This is a genomic window from Pseudomonas sp. SW-3, from assembly GCF_016615645.1.
Taxonomy (GTDB): domain Bacteria; phylum Pseudomonadota; class Gammaproteobacteria; order Pseudomonadales; family Pseudomonadaceae; genus Aquipseudomonas; species Aquipseudomonas mandelii.
Genome location: NZ_CP067098.1, coordinates 2,318,104 through 2,332,750 on the forward strand (window position 1 = coordinate 2,318,104; position 14,647 = coordinate 2,332,750).

General features: G+C 60.9%; 15 protein-coding genes. 4 read left to right on the forward strand and 11 right to left on the reverse strand.

What is annotated here, in order from left to right:
• Nucleotides 1–60: 60 nt before the first annotated feature.
• From JIO00_RS10305 to JIO00_RS10320, 4 genes are read right to left on the reverse strand one after another with little or no spacing between them, the layout of a single operon-like run.
• Nucleotides 61–351 (reverse strand): (2Fe-2S)-binding protein, encoded by a 291-nt coding sequence (locus JIO00_RS10305; protein WP_083377186.1) that lies wholly within the window; start codon nt 349–351, stop codon nt 61–63.
• Nucleotides 352–358: 7 nt separating this feature from the next.
• On the reverse strand, nt 359–1,153 hold the full coding sequence (locus JIO00_RS10310) for an ABC transporter permease (RefSeq protein WP_077749753.1): 795 nt from the start codon (nt 1,151–1,153) through the stop codon (nt 359–361).
• Nucleotides 1,154–1,159: 6 nt separating this feature from the next.
• Nucleotides 1,160–2,029, reverse strand: coding sequence for an ABC transporter permease (locus tag JIO00_RS10315; RefSeq protein WP_200668134.1), 870 nt, complete (start codon nt 2,027–2,029; stop codon nt 1,160–1,162).
• Nucleotides 2,026–3,045 (reverse strand): ABC transporter ATP-binding protein, encoded by a 1,020-nt coding sequence (locus JIO00_RS10320; protein ID WP_010458760.1) that lies wholly within the window; start codon nt 3,043–3,045, stop codon nt 2,026–2,028. The genes JIO00_RS10315 and JIO00_RS10320 overlap by 4 nt, the downstream gene beginning before the upstream one ends.
• Before the next feature lie 244 nt (nt 3,046–3,289).
• Between JIO00_RS10320 and JIO00_RS10325 the strand changes: the two genes are divergently transcribed.
• Nucleotides 3,290–4,126 carry an IclR family transcriptional regulator gene (locus JIO00_RS10325; protein WP_077749754.1) on the forward strand — a complete coding sequence of 279 codons (837 nt, stop codon included), beginning with the start codon at nt 3,290–3,292 and terminating at the stop codon, nt 4,124–4,126.
• Between the two features lie 65 nt (nt 4,127–4,191).
• On the opposite strand, the gene JIO00_RS10330 is transcribed toward JIO00_RS10325, so the two are convergent.
• Nucleotides 4,192–4,944, reverse strand: a complete 753-nt coding sequence (locus tag JIO00_RS10330) for an anti-sigma factor family protein (RefSeq protein WP_010458764.1) — start codon at nt 4,942–4,944, stop codon at nt 4,192–4,194.
• A complete protein-coding gene (locus JIO00_RS10335; RefSeq protein WP_010458766.1) occupies nt 4,941–5,447 on the reverse strand; it encodes an RNA polymerase sigma factor in 507 nt (168 codons plus the stop codon). Before JIO00_RS10335 ends, JIO00_RS10330 begins: the two co-directional genes overlap by 4 nt.
• A gap of 158 nt (nt 5,448–5,605) precedes the next feature.
• Between JIO00_RS10335 and JIO00_RS10340 the strand changes: the two genes are divergently transcribed.
• Both JIO00_RS10340 and JIO00_RS10345 read left to right on the forward strand, forming a co-directional pair.
• Complete coding sequence (locus JIO00_RS10340) at nt 5,606–6,697, forward strand: catalase family peroxidase (RefSeq protein ID WP_200668135.1); 1,092 nt, start codon at nt 5,606–5,608, stop codon at nt 6,695–6,697.
• Entirely contained in the window at nt 6,694–7,239 is a 546-nt protein-coding gene (locus JIO00_RS10345; RefSeq protein WP_010458769.1) for a cytochrome b, read from the forward strand. Before JIO00_RS10340 ends, JIO00_RS10345 begins: the two co-directional genes overlap by 4 nt.
• A 43-nt stretch (nt 7,240–7,282) precedes the next feature.
• Here JIO00_RS10345 and JIO00_RS10350 read toward each other — a convergent pair whose 3' ends face one another.
• Together JIO00_RS10350 and JIO00_RS10355 are read right to left on the reverse strand one after the other, a co-directional pair.
• On the reverse strand, nt 7,283–8,434 hold the full coding sequence (locus JIO00_RS10350) for a M14 family metallopeptidase (RefSeq protein WP_010458771.1): 1,152 nt from the start codon (nt 8,432–8,434) through the stop codon (nt 7,283–7,285).
• Nucleotides 8,435–8,917: 483 nt separating this feature from the next.
• Nucleotides 8,918–9,256 (reverse strand): DUF6124 family protein, encoded by a 339-nt coding sequence (locus JIO00_RS10355; protein ID WP_010458773.1) that lies wholly within the window; start codon nt 9,254–9,256, stop codon nt 8,918–8,920.
• A gap of 129 nt (nt 9,257–9,385) precedes the next feature.
• Between JIO00_RS10355 and JIO00_RS10360 the strand changes: the two genes are divergently transcribed.
• Nucleotides 9,386–10,033 carry a LexA family protein gene (locus tag JIO00_RS10360; RefSeq protein ID WP_010458775.1) on the forward strand — a complete coding sequence of 216 codons (648 nt, stop codon included), beginning with the start codon at nt 9,386–9,388 and terminating at the stop codon, nt 10,031–10,033.
• A gap of 39 nt (nt 10,034–10,072) precedes the next feature.
• Here JIO00_RS10360 and JIO00_RS10365 read toward each other — a convergent pair whose 3' ends face one another.
• The 3 genes from JIO00_RS10365 to JIO00_RS10375 form a co-directional block, all read right to left on the reverse strand.
• On the reverse strand, nt 10,073–12,028 hold the full coding sequence (locus JIO00_RS10365) for an acetyl/propionyl/methylcrotonyl-CoA carboxylase subunit alpha (protein WP_200668136.1): 1,956 nt from the start codon (nt 12,026–12,028) through the stop codon (nt 10,073–10,075).
• Entirely contained in the window at nt 12,028–12,843 is an 816-nt protein-coding gene (locus tag JIO00_RS10370; protein WP_010458779.1) for a gamma-carboxygeranoyl-CoA hydratase, read from the reverse strand. Before JIO00_RS10370 ends, JIO00_RS10365 begins: the two co-directional genes overlap by 1 nt.
• 125 nt (nt 12,844–12,968) lie before the next feature.
• The gene (locus JIO00_RS10375; RefSeq protein WP_010458780.1) at nt 12,969–14,573 is read right to left on the reverse strand and encodes a carboxyl transferase domain-containing protein; all 1,605 of its coding nucleotides are present in this window, start codon (nt 14,571–14,573) and stop codon (nt 12,969–12,971) included.
• Nucleotides 14,574–14,647: the final 74 nt, after the last annotated feature.

The following is a 14,647-nucleotide window of genomic DNA, read 5'->3' on the forward strand; positions in this document are numbered from 1 at the left end:
CGCTTTCGCGAGCAGGCTCGCTCCCACAGAGGATTCCGGTTCTGCGGGTAGTCAATGTATTCATAGGGTGCGTCCCGGTTCGCGGCTTATTTGTTGGCCTGCTTCGAGCAGCGTCGAGCAGGCCCGCACGCGGCGGCCGTCGCCCATGCGGACCCAACAGTCCTGACAGGCGCCCATCAGGCAGAAACCGGCGCGGGGTTCGGCGCTGAAGTCGCTGCCGCGCAGGTGTTCGCTGCAAGTCAGCACTGCGGTCAGCAAGGTATCGCCGAGCAGGCCGCTGGCCGGTTCGCCGTCCAGGGTAAATTCCACAGCCGGGCGATCGCCTTCGGCCAGTCGTTTCAGCAGAGCCATGGCGCCCTCATTGTTTACCCACCAGAACCCGATCCAGGCCGTACACCCGATCGAGCAGAATCATGGTCAGCGCGGTCAGGCCGATCACCAATGCCGACACCGCCGCCATCATCGGGTCGATGGACTCGGTGGCGTAGACGTACATGCGCACCGGCAGGGTTTGCGTGGCCGGCGAGGTGACGAAGATCGACAGCGTGACCTCGTCAAAACTGTTGATGAACGCCAGCAGCCAGCCCCCGGCAACCCCCGGCAGAATCATCGGCAAGGTGATTTCCCGGAACAGCGTGAAGCGTCCGGCACCCAGCGACTGCGCGGCGTGTTCGGCGCTGCGGTCCAGGCCAATGGCCGACGCCAACACCAGGCGCAGCACATACGGCGTGATCACCAGCACATGGGCGAAGATCAGCCAGGCGAAACTGCCGTTGACGCCCATCAGCGCAAACAGACGCAACAACGCCACGCCCAATACCAGGTGCGGAATGATGATCGGTGACAGAAACAGGCCGTTGAGAAAGTCCCGTCCTGGGAACTCGAAGCGCGTGATCGCCAGCGCCGCCGGCACCGCAATCAGCGTGGCAATACTGGCCGCGCAGAACGCCAGGATCAGGCTGTTGTAGAACGCATCGACAAAGTCGGCACGCTCGAACACCGCACGAAACCATCGCAACGAAAACTCGGTGGTCGGCAGGCTCAGGGTGTTTTCCGGGGTGAAGGCAACGAGGCACACCACCACCAGCGGCGCGAGCATGAACAGCACCACCAGGGCATGGAACAGCAGGGCGAAAGGACCGTTCTTGGACATGACGAGTTATCCCAATGACTTCTTGTAGCGGCCTTCGATCATCCGGTTCCACGACAGCATGATCAGCAGGTTGAGCAACAGCAGCGCGACCGCGATGGCCGCGCCCATCGGCCAGTTGAGCTCCGACAGGTATTGGTCGTAGATCAACGTGGCGACCATCTTCAAGCGACGTCCGCCGAGCAGACCGGGAATGGCGAACGAACTGGCGGCCAGACCAAACACAATCAAGGTGCCCGAGAGCACGCCGGGCATGATCTGCGGCAATACCACCTTGCGCATCACCGTGAAGTGGCTGGCCCCCAGCGACAGCGCGGCCTGCTCGGCGGCGGGGTCGAGTTTTTGCAGCGAGGTCCACACCGGAATGATCATGAACGGCAGCATCACGTGCACCAGCGCAATCACCACCGCGAACGGCGTGTACAGCAACTTCATCGGCGAACCGCCGAAGGCTTGCAGGGTCTGATTGACCAGCCCGTCGGCACCCAGCAGAAGGCTCCAGCCGAAGGCACGCACCACCACCGAAATCAGCAGCGGCGTGAGGATCAGAATCAGGAAGATCGAGCGCCAGGGTGCGCCCATGCGGCTGAGGATGTAGGCCTCGGGTACGCCGATCACCACGCAGAGCAGGGTGGTCAGGGCGCTGATCCACATCGTGCGCAGGAAGATCTCGTAGAAGTACGGATCGCCCAGCAAGCTACTGTAGTGGTCGAGGGTGAAGGCGTCGCCGTTGATCCCCGAGCTGTAATCGAACACGTTGAACGACAGCACCAGGGTCAGCAGCAGCGGGATGATCAGCAGGCCGAGGTACAACGCCAGGGCCGGTGCCGACAGCCAATACCCTTGGCGTCCCTGGCGAATGGCAGCAAGCGTACTCATGCCGGCACCTCATCCACGCTCAGTACCCGCAGCAAGGTCGCGTCCCAATCGAGTCCGACTGCTGTGCCTTCGGTCAAGGGTGCCGAGCCGTCGTTGCGGCGCACCACGCTGAGTTCGCCCAAGTTCGTCGAGACGCCGTACAACCATTGGCTGCCAAGGAAGAAACGGCTGACGATCTGGCCTTGCAGCCGACCTTGGCCGTGCTCCCGCAGATCGATTTTTTCCGGGCGCAGACTCAGGGTCAGTTCACCGCCCCTTTGCACCTGGACCACGCCCGCGCCATCACGCTCGCCGGGCAGCAAATTGGCTTTGCCGACGAACCCGGAAATGAACTCGGTGCGTGGGTGTTCATAAAGGGTGTAGGGCGCGTCGATCTGGGTGATGCGCCCGGCCTGCATCACCACCACGCGGTCGCTGATGGACAGTGCTTCGGACTGATCGTGGGTGACCATCAACGTGGTGATCCCGACTTCACGCTGGATGCGGCGGATCTCGAACTGCATCTCTTCGCGCAGGTTGGCGTCGAGGTTGGACAGCGGCTCATCGAGCAGCAGCACGGGAGGTTCGATCACCAGCGCCCGGGCCAGCGCGACACGCTGACGCTGGCCACCGGAGAGTTCCCGTGGGTAACGCTCGGCGTGCTGATTCAGGCGCACCAGTTTCAACACCCGATCCACTCGTTGCTGCAACTCGGCGCCTGGCACTTTGCGCATCCGCAGGCCGAAGGCGACGTTGTCTTTGACAGTCATGTGCGGGAACAGCGCGTAACTCTGGAACACCACGCCCAAGCCACGGCTGGCGGGTTTGGCGTGGGTGATGTCGCGACCGTCGAGCAGGATGCGTCCGCTGCTGACTTCGACGAAGCCGGCGATCATTTGCAGGGTGGTGGTTTTGCCGCAGCCGGAGGGGCCGAGCAGGGACACGAACTCGCCTTTCTCGACCGAGAGGTTGGTGGCGACGACGGCGTCGATCTCGCCGTAACGTTTGCCGAGTCCTTCAAGTTGCACAAAAGCCATGACTGCGCTCCACCTGAGATTGTTATGCGTCGCCCGAAGGCGCGCTTTTTTGTATGGGCAGATACGAAAAGATGTTGCGGGGTGCGTTGGCGCTCGACTTCAGTCGGCTGCCGCTGTTGTTCGAATCGCCCCTGTCTGGACGCAGAGTAGGACGAAGAATAGGATGGGCTCAATGGCCTATTTCACTGAAGCGATGACTATTTTCAGTTTCATTCGGTGAGTAAATTTTTTGTCGAGTAATCACATGCCTGATTCCACTGAGCGGAATGAAAACAAAAATGAAGTCGGTGTCGGGGCCGTGTCCAGACTGTTTGCCGTGTTGCGCAGTCTGGGTGACGCCGTCGAGGGCGGGGAGCGTGTGACCCAACTGGCCCAGCGTATCGGCCTGTCGCAACCGACCACGCACCGTTTGTTGCGCAGCCTGATGGACGAAGGCATGGTCGAACAGGACGCTCGCAGCAAACGCTATCGCTTGAGCCTGGATTTTTTTGCGTTGGCGGCGCGGGCCGGCAACACCGGGAATTTGCGCGAACTGGTGCGACCGTCGTTGCTGCGACTGTCGGCTTCGTTGGGGGATTCGTTGTTTTTACTGGCGCGCAGCGGGTTTGATGCAATCTGCCTGGACCGCAGTGAAGGGCCGTTTCCGATCCGCACCTTTACCGGCGATATCGGCGGGCGGGTGGCGCTGGGCGTCGGCCAGGGCAGTCTGGCGATTCTGGCGTTTCTGCCGGAAGAAGAGCGCGATACGGTGATCCATTACAACTTGCCGCGGCTCAAGGATTTTCACCTGTACGACGAGGTGTTCCTGCGTTCGGAAGTCGAGAGCGTGCGCACGCTGGGTTACGCCGGGCGCAACACTGGCGTACTGCAAGGCATGGCCGGCGTGGCGGTGCCGATTCTCGATCGGGAAGGACGGGCCGTGGCGGCGTTGAGCGTGGCCACGGTGAGTGATCGCCTGGGGCCGGATCGTTTGCCGACGGTGGTGGAGATGCTCAAGCGCGAAGCGGCGCTGATCGGGCCGCGGATCAATCCGTTTGATCCGCTGCTGCGTAGGCCTTCGCAGGTGTTCGGGCAGGGCTGAGCGCATTCTCCAAATAACCGCCGCTCCCCCTTTAGGAGTGAGCCTGCAGGGGAATGCGGTGGTGGTCAGAATTGGGTGGTTTGCTTGAGCCTCTGCGCCGCTGGCGTATCGCTCGGGCTGACCATCGCATAGTTGTAGCCGGCGCCGGACCAATACTCGGCCTGCAACTCGCCATCGCTGCGACTGCCCCGAGGCAGCAGGTTGTTTTTCGGTCCTGGTGGTCGCACGTAGAAGCTGATCTTGTGACCGCCCTGGTCTTCGTAAACCACCATCGCTGCCGGCCCTTGCTCGGTGCTGAGCAAGCGACCACTGACCGGCTTGTACCCCGAATCCGTCAGGTCCGGCAGTCGATTGGCGCGGGTGAAATAACGGTCGAGCCAGGCCTGCATGTCACCGTCGTCGCTGACCTTGAAGTCGGCCGGCAGAATGCCTTGCTGGGCGATCAAGCGGTACGCCTGCAGGGCATCGGTCATCGGCGGTTGCGCGCTGACCAGTGTCATTTCCCGCGCCTGCCAGCCGCTCAGTCCACCGACGCTGACGGCGATCAAGAGCACCGCGGCGCTGGCCAGATGACGGCGGGACTGGCGTTTGATCCGCTGGCGAATCAGCGCCGGGTCGAGGTCCGGGTTGGCCGTATGGTGCAACGCGCCGCTCATGGCCGCGCGCAGGTGCTGGGCGTCCTGCTGCCAGGCGCGCACTTGCGCGGCGGTTTGAGGGTTGCTGGCCAGGTAAGTCTCGACCAGGCGTCGGTCGGCGTCATTGAGTTGATGATCGACGTAGGCGTGCAGGTCGCGTTCGCTCGGGGGCATGCTGATCATTTGAGTATCCGCAGAGAAGGGCTGGTGATTTCGCCGTCGCTGAGTTGGCGCAGGGCCTGACGGGCGCGGGACAGGCGGGACATCACGGTGCCGGTGGGGACGTCGAGAATCTCGGCGACCTCTTTATAACTCAAACCTTCCACCGACACCCAGAGCAGCAGCGCGCGCTGTTCGGTGGTGAGTTGGTCGAAGGCTTGCAGAGTCGATTGGGCGAGCACGGTACGTTCTACCGACGGTTGCGCATCGTCACGACCGGTAAAGAATTCGAGCATCCGCGCATAACGCCGGGAGCGCCGGTGGGCGTCGAGAAACTGCCGATAAAGGATCGAAAACAACCACGCGCGCAAGTCGCCCTCTGGGCGTTTGTCGCCCCAGCTCGACAGGGCGCGCTCCAGGCTCGACTGCACCAGATCGTCGGCGCTGCTGGGATTGCGGGTCAGCGACACGGCAAACCGTCGCAACCTGGGAATGATTTCTCTGAGTTGTTCGTCGATATCGTTCATGAAGTTCTGACTAGTCACTACGCTGTGGACTAGGAAGACGCCCGGCATTGGAGGTTATTCCACGTCCGGAAAAATAAATACCGGGCGATGGAATAAAGCGCTGTGGCGTACGTCTGCTTGGTTCTTCTCACTTGTGGCCGATGGCCCTGGAGTCATTCATGGTAGATCGTTCATCACCGCCCACCCGGCCACCGCTGAGTGCTGCAAGCCTGACGTTACGCCTGGGCGGCATTGCCGTGGTAGTCGCGGCGCTGGCCGGTGCTTTTGCCTACGTCAACGGCACGCTCGACCCACACCGCCTGACGCCGAAAAAGCTGATCAATGTGCTGGAAACCAACAACGGCGTGCACCCCGGATTTCGCCGTAACCACTCAAAAGGGGTGTGCGTGATCGGGCATTTCGAAAGCAGTGGCGAGGCGCGCAGCTATTCCAGCGCCCAGGTCTTCAACGAGGCGCAGACCCCTGTGGTCGGGCGTTTTGCCTTGCCTGCGGGTAATCCCTACGCGCCGGACAGCAGCGTACCGATCCGCAGCATGGCGTTGCGTTTCACTCAGGCTAACGGCCAGCAATGGCGCACCGGGATGAACAGCATGCCGGTGTTCCCGGTGGGTACGCCTGAAGCGTTCTATCAATTGCAGCAAGCGCAATCGCCGGATCCGGCCACCGGAAAGCCCAATCCTGGGGCGGTTCCGGCGTTCTTTGGCGCTCACCCGGAAGCCGCGCCATTCCTGGCCTGGATCAAGACGGCCAAGCCTTCGGCCAGTTATGCGACGGAGACGTACAACAGCGTTAACGCGTTTTACCTGGTGAACGCGGCCGGCCAGCGCCAAGCGGTGCGCTGGAGCATGACGCCGGTTGCCCAGGATGCTGCGGGTGCCACGGCGCCTGAAGGGGCTGACTTTCTTGAAAAAGACCTGGTTCAGCGTTTATCCGCTGGGCCGCTGCGTTGGCAGTTGAACATCACCCTGGCTAACCCCGGTGATCCGGTCAACGACGCCAGCAAGGCCTGGCCTGACGGTCGCAAAGTGGTGAATGCCGGCACCTTGGTGCTGGAACGCACCCAGCCGCAACTCAATGGCGAATGCCGCGACATCAACTATGACCCGCTCGTATTGCCGGCCGGTATCGAAGGCTCCGACGACCCATTGCTCGCCGCTCGCTCGGCGGGGTACGCCAGTTCCTATCTGCGCCGCACCAGTGAAGTCAAACAGTTGCCTGCCGCCAACGCTAAACAGGAGGCTCATCAATGAGTGCTCAACCGAATCATTTCGCGCCGTTGGCGCGGCTGCTGCATTGGCTGATGGCGCTGATGGTCATTGCAATGCTGTTTATCGGCGCAGGCATGGTGGCCTCGGTGTCCGAGCGGCATGAGTGGCTGATCCATCTGCACAAACCGTTGGGGATTGCGATTCTGCTGCTGGTGATCGTGCGCCTGGTCGTTCGTTTTTCCACTCGGCAACCACCGTTGCCGGCGGATTTGCCCGGATGGCAGGCACTGGCGGCGAAGGCTTCGCATGTCTTGTTGTACGCACTGATGTTCATTTTGCCGCTGCTGGGCTGGGCGATGATTTCAGCGGCCGGGGATCCGGTGATGCTCAGCAATTCGTTCCAGTTGCCGTCGATCCTGCCCGCCAATGCGCAGATGTTTGCGTTTTTGCGCAAGGCTCACGGGTATCTGGCGTACTTGCTGTTTCTGACCGTGTTGCTGCATCTGGCGGCAGCGTTGTTTCACGGTTGGGTGCGGCGTGATGATGTGCTGGACAGCATGTTGCGCGGGAAGGATCGCGGCTGAAGGCATCATGGCTGCATGCAGGGCATGCAGCCATCGAGGGCGATCAGCGCAGGGTATCGATCATATCGGCGACGGTCGTCAGCACGTCCTTGCCCAACTGCTTGGAGCGCTTGCCCGACCAGCCGGTCAAGGCGTTCGGCGCATCGTTGTTGTCCTTGAAGGGCATCTCCAGGGTCAGCGACAGGCAGTCGAATTTCTGACCGACACTGTTACAGGCCAGCGTCATGTTGGCTTTGCCCGGTTCGTCACGGGTATAGCCGTGCTTGGTCTGGAAGTCCTTGGTCAGGTGTTTCAGATGGCTGCGGAAATGCTCTTCGAGTTTTTCGATCCGCGGCGTGTAGCCCGGGTTGCCTTCGCAACCGGCGGTGAATACGTAGGGGATTTCTTCATCGCCATGGATGTCGAGGAATAAGTCGACGCCGTACTTTTCCATCTGCTGTTGAACGAACAGCACTTCCGGGCTGATGTCCTGGCTGGCGCTCTGCCAGGCGCGATTGAGGTCCTGGCCCATGGCGTTGGTGCGCAAGTGACCGTGGAAGGCGCCGTCCGGGTTCATGTTCGGCACCAGGTACAGGTCGGCGCTGGCCAGCAGTTTGTTCAGTACCGGGTCGTCGTGCTTTTCCAGGCGTTCGATCACGCCTTCCATGAACCATTCGGCCATGTGTTCGCCGGGGTGTTGCTGGGCAATCATCCAGACTTTGCGCTGACCTTCGGCGCCGCTGCCTTTACGCAGTAACTGGATGTCACGACCTTCCACGCTTTTGCCGGTGGCGAGCAGTTCGGTGCCAGCCTTGGTCAGCGCCTGTTCGATCAACCAGTCGTGACGGCCACGGCTGTAGGGTTCGAAGTAGGCAAACCAGGCGTGGGTGGCCGTCGCTTCGAGGCTGAAGCGCAGGCAGTCGCCTTCGAAGATGGTCGGTACGCGGAACCAGTTGACGTGGTCGTAGGACGCCACCGCCTGATAACCGTCCCAAGCCTTGTTGTACGAGGATTTGCTGGCATTGTTCAGACGAAACCAGTGCTCCTGACCGACATGCAGACCACTGGCCTTGAAATGAAACCACTGGAAATGCTGGCTGCGGGTGTCCGGTTTGATGGCCAGCAGGGCTTGAAGTGGATTACTGATGTCCAGCACTTCAATGTTGCCGCTGTCGAAATTTGCGCTGATGTCGAAAGAGGATTTAGCCACGGTCATAGTCGATTCCTGAATATGATTTTTATGGCTGCTACTTTACACGCTGGGAAGGGAAAAACCGGGGGAAATTGCGGGGTAAAAGGGGGGCGTCTTCCTTGACGCAGACGCAGCTTAGAGACTGTGTGAATGATTCTCAAGCGCTATTTTTCATTAGTTTGAGCCAATGATGCCGGGCTTCTCTTGCCAATGGATATTCTTTTGATATCATCCGCGCCAATCGAATTCGCAACACCTGAAGACTTCATTAGCCTGAAGCCAAAGCCAGAATAACTGGCAAAAAAAGACCCGGCAAAAAGCCGGGTCAAAAACCGTGATTAGCCTGATGAGGAGATAGTCCAGGAGACCGACCTAAGGTCTCTTGGTCCATCGACTGATCTCGCGATCAGCTGCATGCAATAATAATCATTCTCGTTTGCAAGTCAAATGATTTTATCTGCTCGATTGGAAAATTCTTTCCCGTCTTTCCTCAAAAGTGCGTCCGGCTCAAACGCGCTGACCCTGTAAAGAACGATCAATCATCGCCTTGGCCATATCGATCATATGCACCGTCGAAAAGGCCAGGTCCCGACTTGCGCCGTGCAAGTTGCTGGCCGACTCGTAGGCGGTCGCTGCGGCACAGCGCAACAGATCCGACGCATGCACCAGCGCTTCTTCACCGCTGACCGCAGGGTTCACATCAAAAAATCGCTCCTCGACCACCGCTTCTGACACAGTTGGTTTCAAGTAATAGTCCAAGGCTTTTTGCGCGGCGGCGTTGCCTTTGGGCGAGGTGAGGGTGGTGTCCATTTGCATATCCGACAGGTCATTGCGGGGTAACGTCATGGCGATGGCAAGCTCCGTGATAGATTCAGATCCGTGAACCAATCCTAGTACTAACTGTATTTGTGACGAGAATTTAAATACTACAATTTGTGTTTTGTTGCCCGGAGTCCGCCACGTATCGTGCCGCCCATGGATAAATGGATTGAGTTGGTCAAAGCCAAGATGAGTGAGTTGAAAGTCACTCAGGAAGTACTCGCCGATCGCCTCGGGATGTCCCAGGGCGGTGTGGGTCACTGGCTGAATAAGCGCCGTCAGCCGAGCATCGAAGACATGAATCGTGTCTTGCGGGCGCTCGGGATGGATTTTCTGGAAGTGGCGATGGTCATTCGGGAGCCTTTGGTCGTATCGGACGACGAGATGCCCCTGACGCAAAAGTACAACCCGTACTTCCGTTACCCGGTCAGTGACTGGCGCGAGCCTGCGCAGCTGCGTGACGGTGAGCTATCGGTCTACGGCAAGCCGCGTTTCGAACTGACCGATTACCACGCTCAGGGCGCGGCCTTCTGGCTCGAGGTGGTCGGCGACGCGATGACCGCGCCCAGCGGAATCAGCATTGCCGAAGGCATGATGATCCTGGTGGACCCGGCCATTGTGCCGGAACCCGGAAAGCTGGTGATCGCGCAATGGGCGGGCAGTGTTGAAGCGATCTTTCGCAAGCTGATCGAAGAGGGCGGGCAGCGTTACCTGGTCCCGCTCAATCCGACATATCCGAAAGCCCTTTTCACCGAAGAGTGTCGAATCCTCGGCGTGGTGGTTCAGGCAACGGCCAAATTCTAATCAGATCGGTCCTCGCAATGCGTAGGACCGATCTTCATTTCACGCTTCTTCCAGTTCGACCAACGCACTGCCTTCGCTGACCATCTCGCCTTCCTGGCAGTACAGCGCCTTGATCACCCCGGCATGGGGCGCGCGAATGCTGTGCTCCATCTTCATCGCTTCCAGCACCACCAGTTGCGCACCGGCCTCAACCGTTTGCCCAGCCTCGACCAGCACGCGCACGATGCTGCCGTTCATGGGCGCGGTGAGCCCACCCTGATGACTGTGACTGGCTTCGACGGCGCTGATCGGGTCGTAAGCCTCGATGCGGCGCAATTCCCCTTCCCACTGCAGATACACAACCTCGCCACGGCGAATGACCCGGTGCTGGCGGCGCACGCCGTTGTGCTCGGTCAGCAGCTGTTCGCCCTTGAGCTGTGCGGTGTGGGCATCAACGTTACCCAGCGTCAGCGCCCGGTCCTGTCCTTCACAACTGAGGTGGAGGGTGATTTCCCTCGGCAGTCCAGCACGAAAACCATTGCCCACAGCCCAAGGCGAGCTCAGGTCATCAGCACGCGGAGAACCTGCCTGGCTCTGGGCAAACGCCTGAGCGGCGGCTTGCCAGAACTCATCACTGAGGTCCGCAGGCTCTGGCAACAATTGCTCCTGATAACGCGGAATAAACCCGGTATCAAGTTCTGCCGCAGCGAATGCCGGGTGAGCGATGATCCGGCGCAGGAAGTTGATGTTGGTCTTCAGCCCGCCGATCGCAAACTCATCGAGCATGCTCAACAATCGCAGCCGCGCCTGCTCACGGTCCTCGCCCCAGGCAATCAGCTTGCCGAGCATCGGGTCGTAGAACGGCGAGATCTCGTCGCCTTCTTCCACACCGCTGTCGACCCGACGTCCCGGACCTTCGGCCGATTCGCGATACAACGCCAGGCGCCCGGTGGCCGGCAGGAAATCATGGCTCGGGTCTTCGGCGTACAACCGCACTTCAATCGCATGGCCGATCAACGGAACCTGCTCTTGAGTCATCGGCAACGCTTCACCGCGCGCCACACGAATCTGCCACGCCACCAGATCGAGGCCGGTGATCGCTTCGGTGACCGGGTGCTCAACCTGCAGACGCGTGTTCATCTCCATGAAGAAAAACTCGCCGCGCGAATCCAGCAAAAACTCCACGGTGCCGGCGCCGACATAGCCGATGGCCTGTGCCGAACGCACGGCAGCTTCGCCCATGGCGCGACGCAGTTCCGGACTCAAGCCGGGAGCGGGCGCTTCTTCGACGACTTTCTGATGGCGACGCTGAATCGAGCAGTCACGTTCATTGAGGTACAGGCAGTTACCGTGCTGATCGGCGAACACCTGGATTTCCACATGACGCGGCTTGAGCAGGTATTTCTCCACCAGCATCCGCGAATCGCCAAACGAGGATTTCGCTTCACGCTGCGCCGAGGCCAGGGCTTCGGCCAGCTGGCTGACGTCCTCAACCACTTTCATGCCTTTGCCGCCGCCACCCGCTGTCGCCTTGAGCAACACCGGATAACCGATGCGTTCGCAGGCATCGCGGAAGGTATCGAAGTCCTGGGCTTCGCCGTGGTAGCCGGGCACCAGGGGCACGCCGGCAGTTTCCATCAAGGCTTTGGCGGCCGACTTGCTGCCCATCGCGTCAATGGCCGAGGCGGGCGGGCCGAGGAAGATCAGGCCAGCGTCTTCAATGGCGCGGGCGAACCCGGCGTTCTCGGACAAAAAGCCATAACCGGGGTGAATCGCCTGAGCGCCGCTGGCCTTGGCCGCAGCGATCAATTTATCGATTTGCAGATAGCTGTCAGCGGCTTTGCTGCCGCCGAGGTCGACGCGGATATCCGCTTCGCGGCTGTGCCGGGCGTCGCGGTCAGTGGCGCTGTGCACGGCCACGGTGGTCAGGCCCAACGCCTTGGCGGTGCGCATCACCCGGCAGGCGATTTCGCCACGGTTGGCCACCAGCAGAGAGGTAATCACAGGTGCGCTCATCAACGCGGCTCCTTGGGGGTGGTCGGTGCTTGCCAGCTCGGCGGACGTTTTTGCAGAAAAGCCCGCAGACCTTCCTGGCCTTCGGGGCTGACGCGGATGCGGGCGATGGCATTCTCGGTGTAACGGCGCAGCGCCGGGGTCAGCGCGCCGTTGCCGACTTCACGCAGCAAGTCCTTGCTGACGCGCATGGCGGCCGGGCTGTTGAGCAGCAGGTTGTCGATCCACTTCTCCACGTTCTGCTCCAGCTCAGCGACCGGATAGCTCTCCGACAGCAGGCCGATTTCCCGCGCCCGTTGCCCGCCGAAACGTTCAGCCGTCAGGGCATAGCGGCGTGCTGCGCGCTCGCCGATGGCTTGCACCACGAACGGGCTGATCACCGCCGGTGCCAGGCCGATGCGCACTTCTGACAGACAGAACTGCGCGTCATCGGTGCCAATCGCCATGTCGCAGCAACTGATCAGGCCCAGCGCGCCGCCGTAGGCCGCGCCTTGCACCACGGCCAGGGTAGGGATTTTCAGCTTGGCAAGGTTGTACATCAATTCCGCCAGTTCCCGGGCGTCGTCGAGGTTGGTGTGGTAATCGAGCTCGGCCGATTGCTGCATCCAGGCCAGGTCGGCACCGGCGCTGAAATGCTTGCCGCGGCCGCGCACCAGCAGAAACCGCAGGCTGGCATCGGTTGATACTTTGTCCAGTGCGAGTATCAGTTCGCGGATCATCTCGGCGTTGAACGCGTTGTTCTTTTCTTCACGGCTGAGCCACAGGGTCGCGAAACCTCGTGGGTCGGTCAGCAGTTCGAGGGTGTTGAAGTCGCTCATGTTTGTCCGTCTCCACAACTCTATTCTGTGGGAGCGAGGCTTGCCCGCGAAGGTGGTTTGTCAGTCACATCGATGCTGGATGTGCCAATGCCTTCGCGGGAAAACCACGCCCCTACAGGGTCGGATCACATCCGGAACACGCCGAAGCGGCTCGGTTCGATTGGCGCGTTCAGCGACGCGGACAAGGCCAGGGCCAGCACGTCGCGGGTCTGCGCCGGGTCGATGACGCCGTCGTCCCACAACCGTGCGCTGGAGTAATAAGGGTGGCCCTGTTCTTCGTATTGATCGAGGATCGGTTGCTTGATCTCGGCTTCCTGCTCGGCGCTGAAACCCTGGCCACTGCGCTCGGCTTGCTCGCGCTTGACCTGCACCAATACGCCAGCCGCTTGCTCGGCGCCCATCACGCCGATGCGCGCGTTCGGCCACATCCACAGGAAGCGCGGATCGTAGGCGCGTCCGCACATGCCGTAGTTACCGGCGCCAAAACTGCCGCCGATGATCACGGTGAATTTCGGCACCTTGGCACACGCCACGGCGGTCACCAGTTTTGCGCCGTGCTTGGCGATGCCGCCGGCCTCGTATTTCTGGCCGACCATGAAGCCGGTGATGTTTTGCAGGAACAGCAAAGGAATGCCGCGCTGGCAAGCCAGTTCGATAAAGTGCGCGCCTTTCTGCGCGGCTTCGGCGAACAGGATGCCGTTGTTGGCGAGGATCGCGATAGGGTAACCGTGCAGATGCGCGAAGCCGCACACCAGCGTGGTCCCGAACAGCGCCTTGAATTCGTCGAACACCGAACCGTCGACCAGCCGCGAGATCACCTCGCGCACATCGAACGGTTGCTTGGCGTCGGCCGACACCACGCCGTACAGCTCATCGCTGGCGTAGAGCGGGGCGATGGGTGTGCGCTGCTGCAGTTCGCCGAGCTTGCGCCAGTTGAGGTTGGCGACGCTGCGCCGCGCAATGGCCAGCGCGTGTTCATCGCTCTCGGCGTAGTGGTCGGCGACACCGGAAATCTTGCAATGCACATCAGCCCCGCCGAGGTCTTCGGCGCTGACCACTTCGCCGGTCGCGGCTTTCACCAACGGCGGACCGGCGAGGAAAATGGTGGCCTGCTGGCGCACCATGATCGCTTCGTCAGCCATCGCTGGCACATAAGCACCACCCGCCGTGCAGGAGCCCATGACCACTGCAATTTGCGGGATGCCCATGGCGCTCATGTTGGCCTGGTTGAAGAAGATCCGTCCGAAGTGCTCGCGGTCTGGAAACACTTCATCCTGACGCGGCAGGTTGGCACCGCCCGAATCCACCAGATAGATGCACGGCAGGCGATTCTGCTGGGCGATGGTCTGGGCACGCAGGTGTTTTTTCACCGTCAGCGGGTAATACGAGCCACCTTTCACTGTGGCGTCGTTGGCGACGATCATGCACTCGACGCCTTCGACACGGCCGATCCCGGCAATCACGCCCGCCGCCGGAACGTCTTCGCCGTAGACCGCGTAGGCCGCCAGTTGGCTGATCTCTAAAAACGGTGAGCCCGGATCGAGCAGGCGATTGATCCGTTCACGCGGCAGCAATTTGCCCCGCGAGGTGTGACGTTCTTGCGCCTTCGGACCGCCACCTTGCTGCACTTGGGCGAGCAGGGTGTGCAGGGCGTCGACCTGTTTGAGCATCGCCGCGCTGTTGGCCGCGAACTCCGCCGAACGGGGGTTGAGCTGGGTATGCAGAATCATGGGGCTACTCCGTAGCAGCTTCGAGTTGCAAGCGACAAGCTACAAGTTGAAGCAAGAGCACGGTCCTCTTGCAG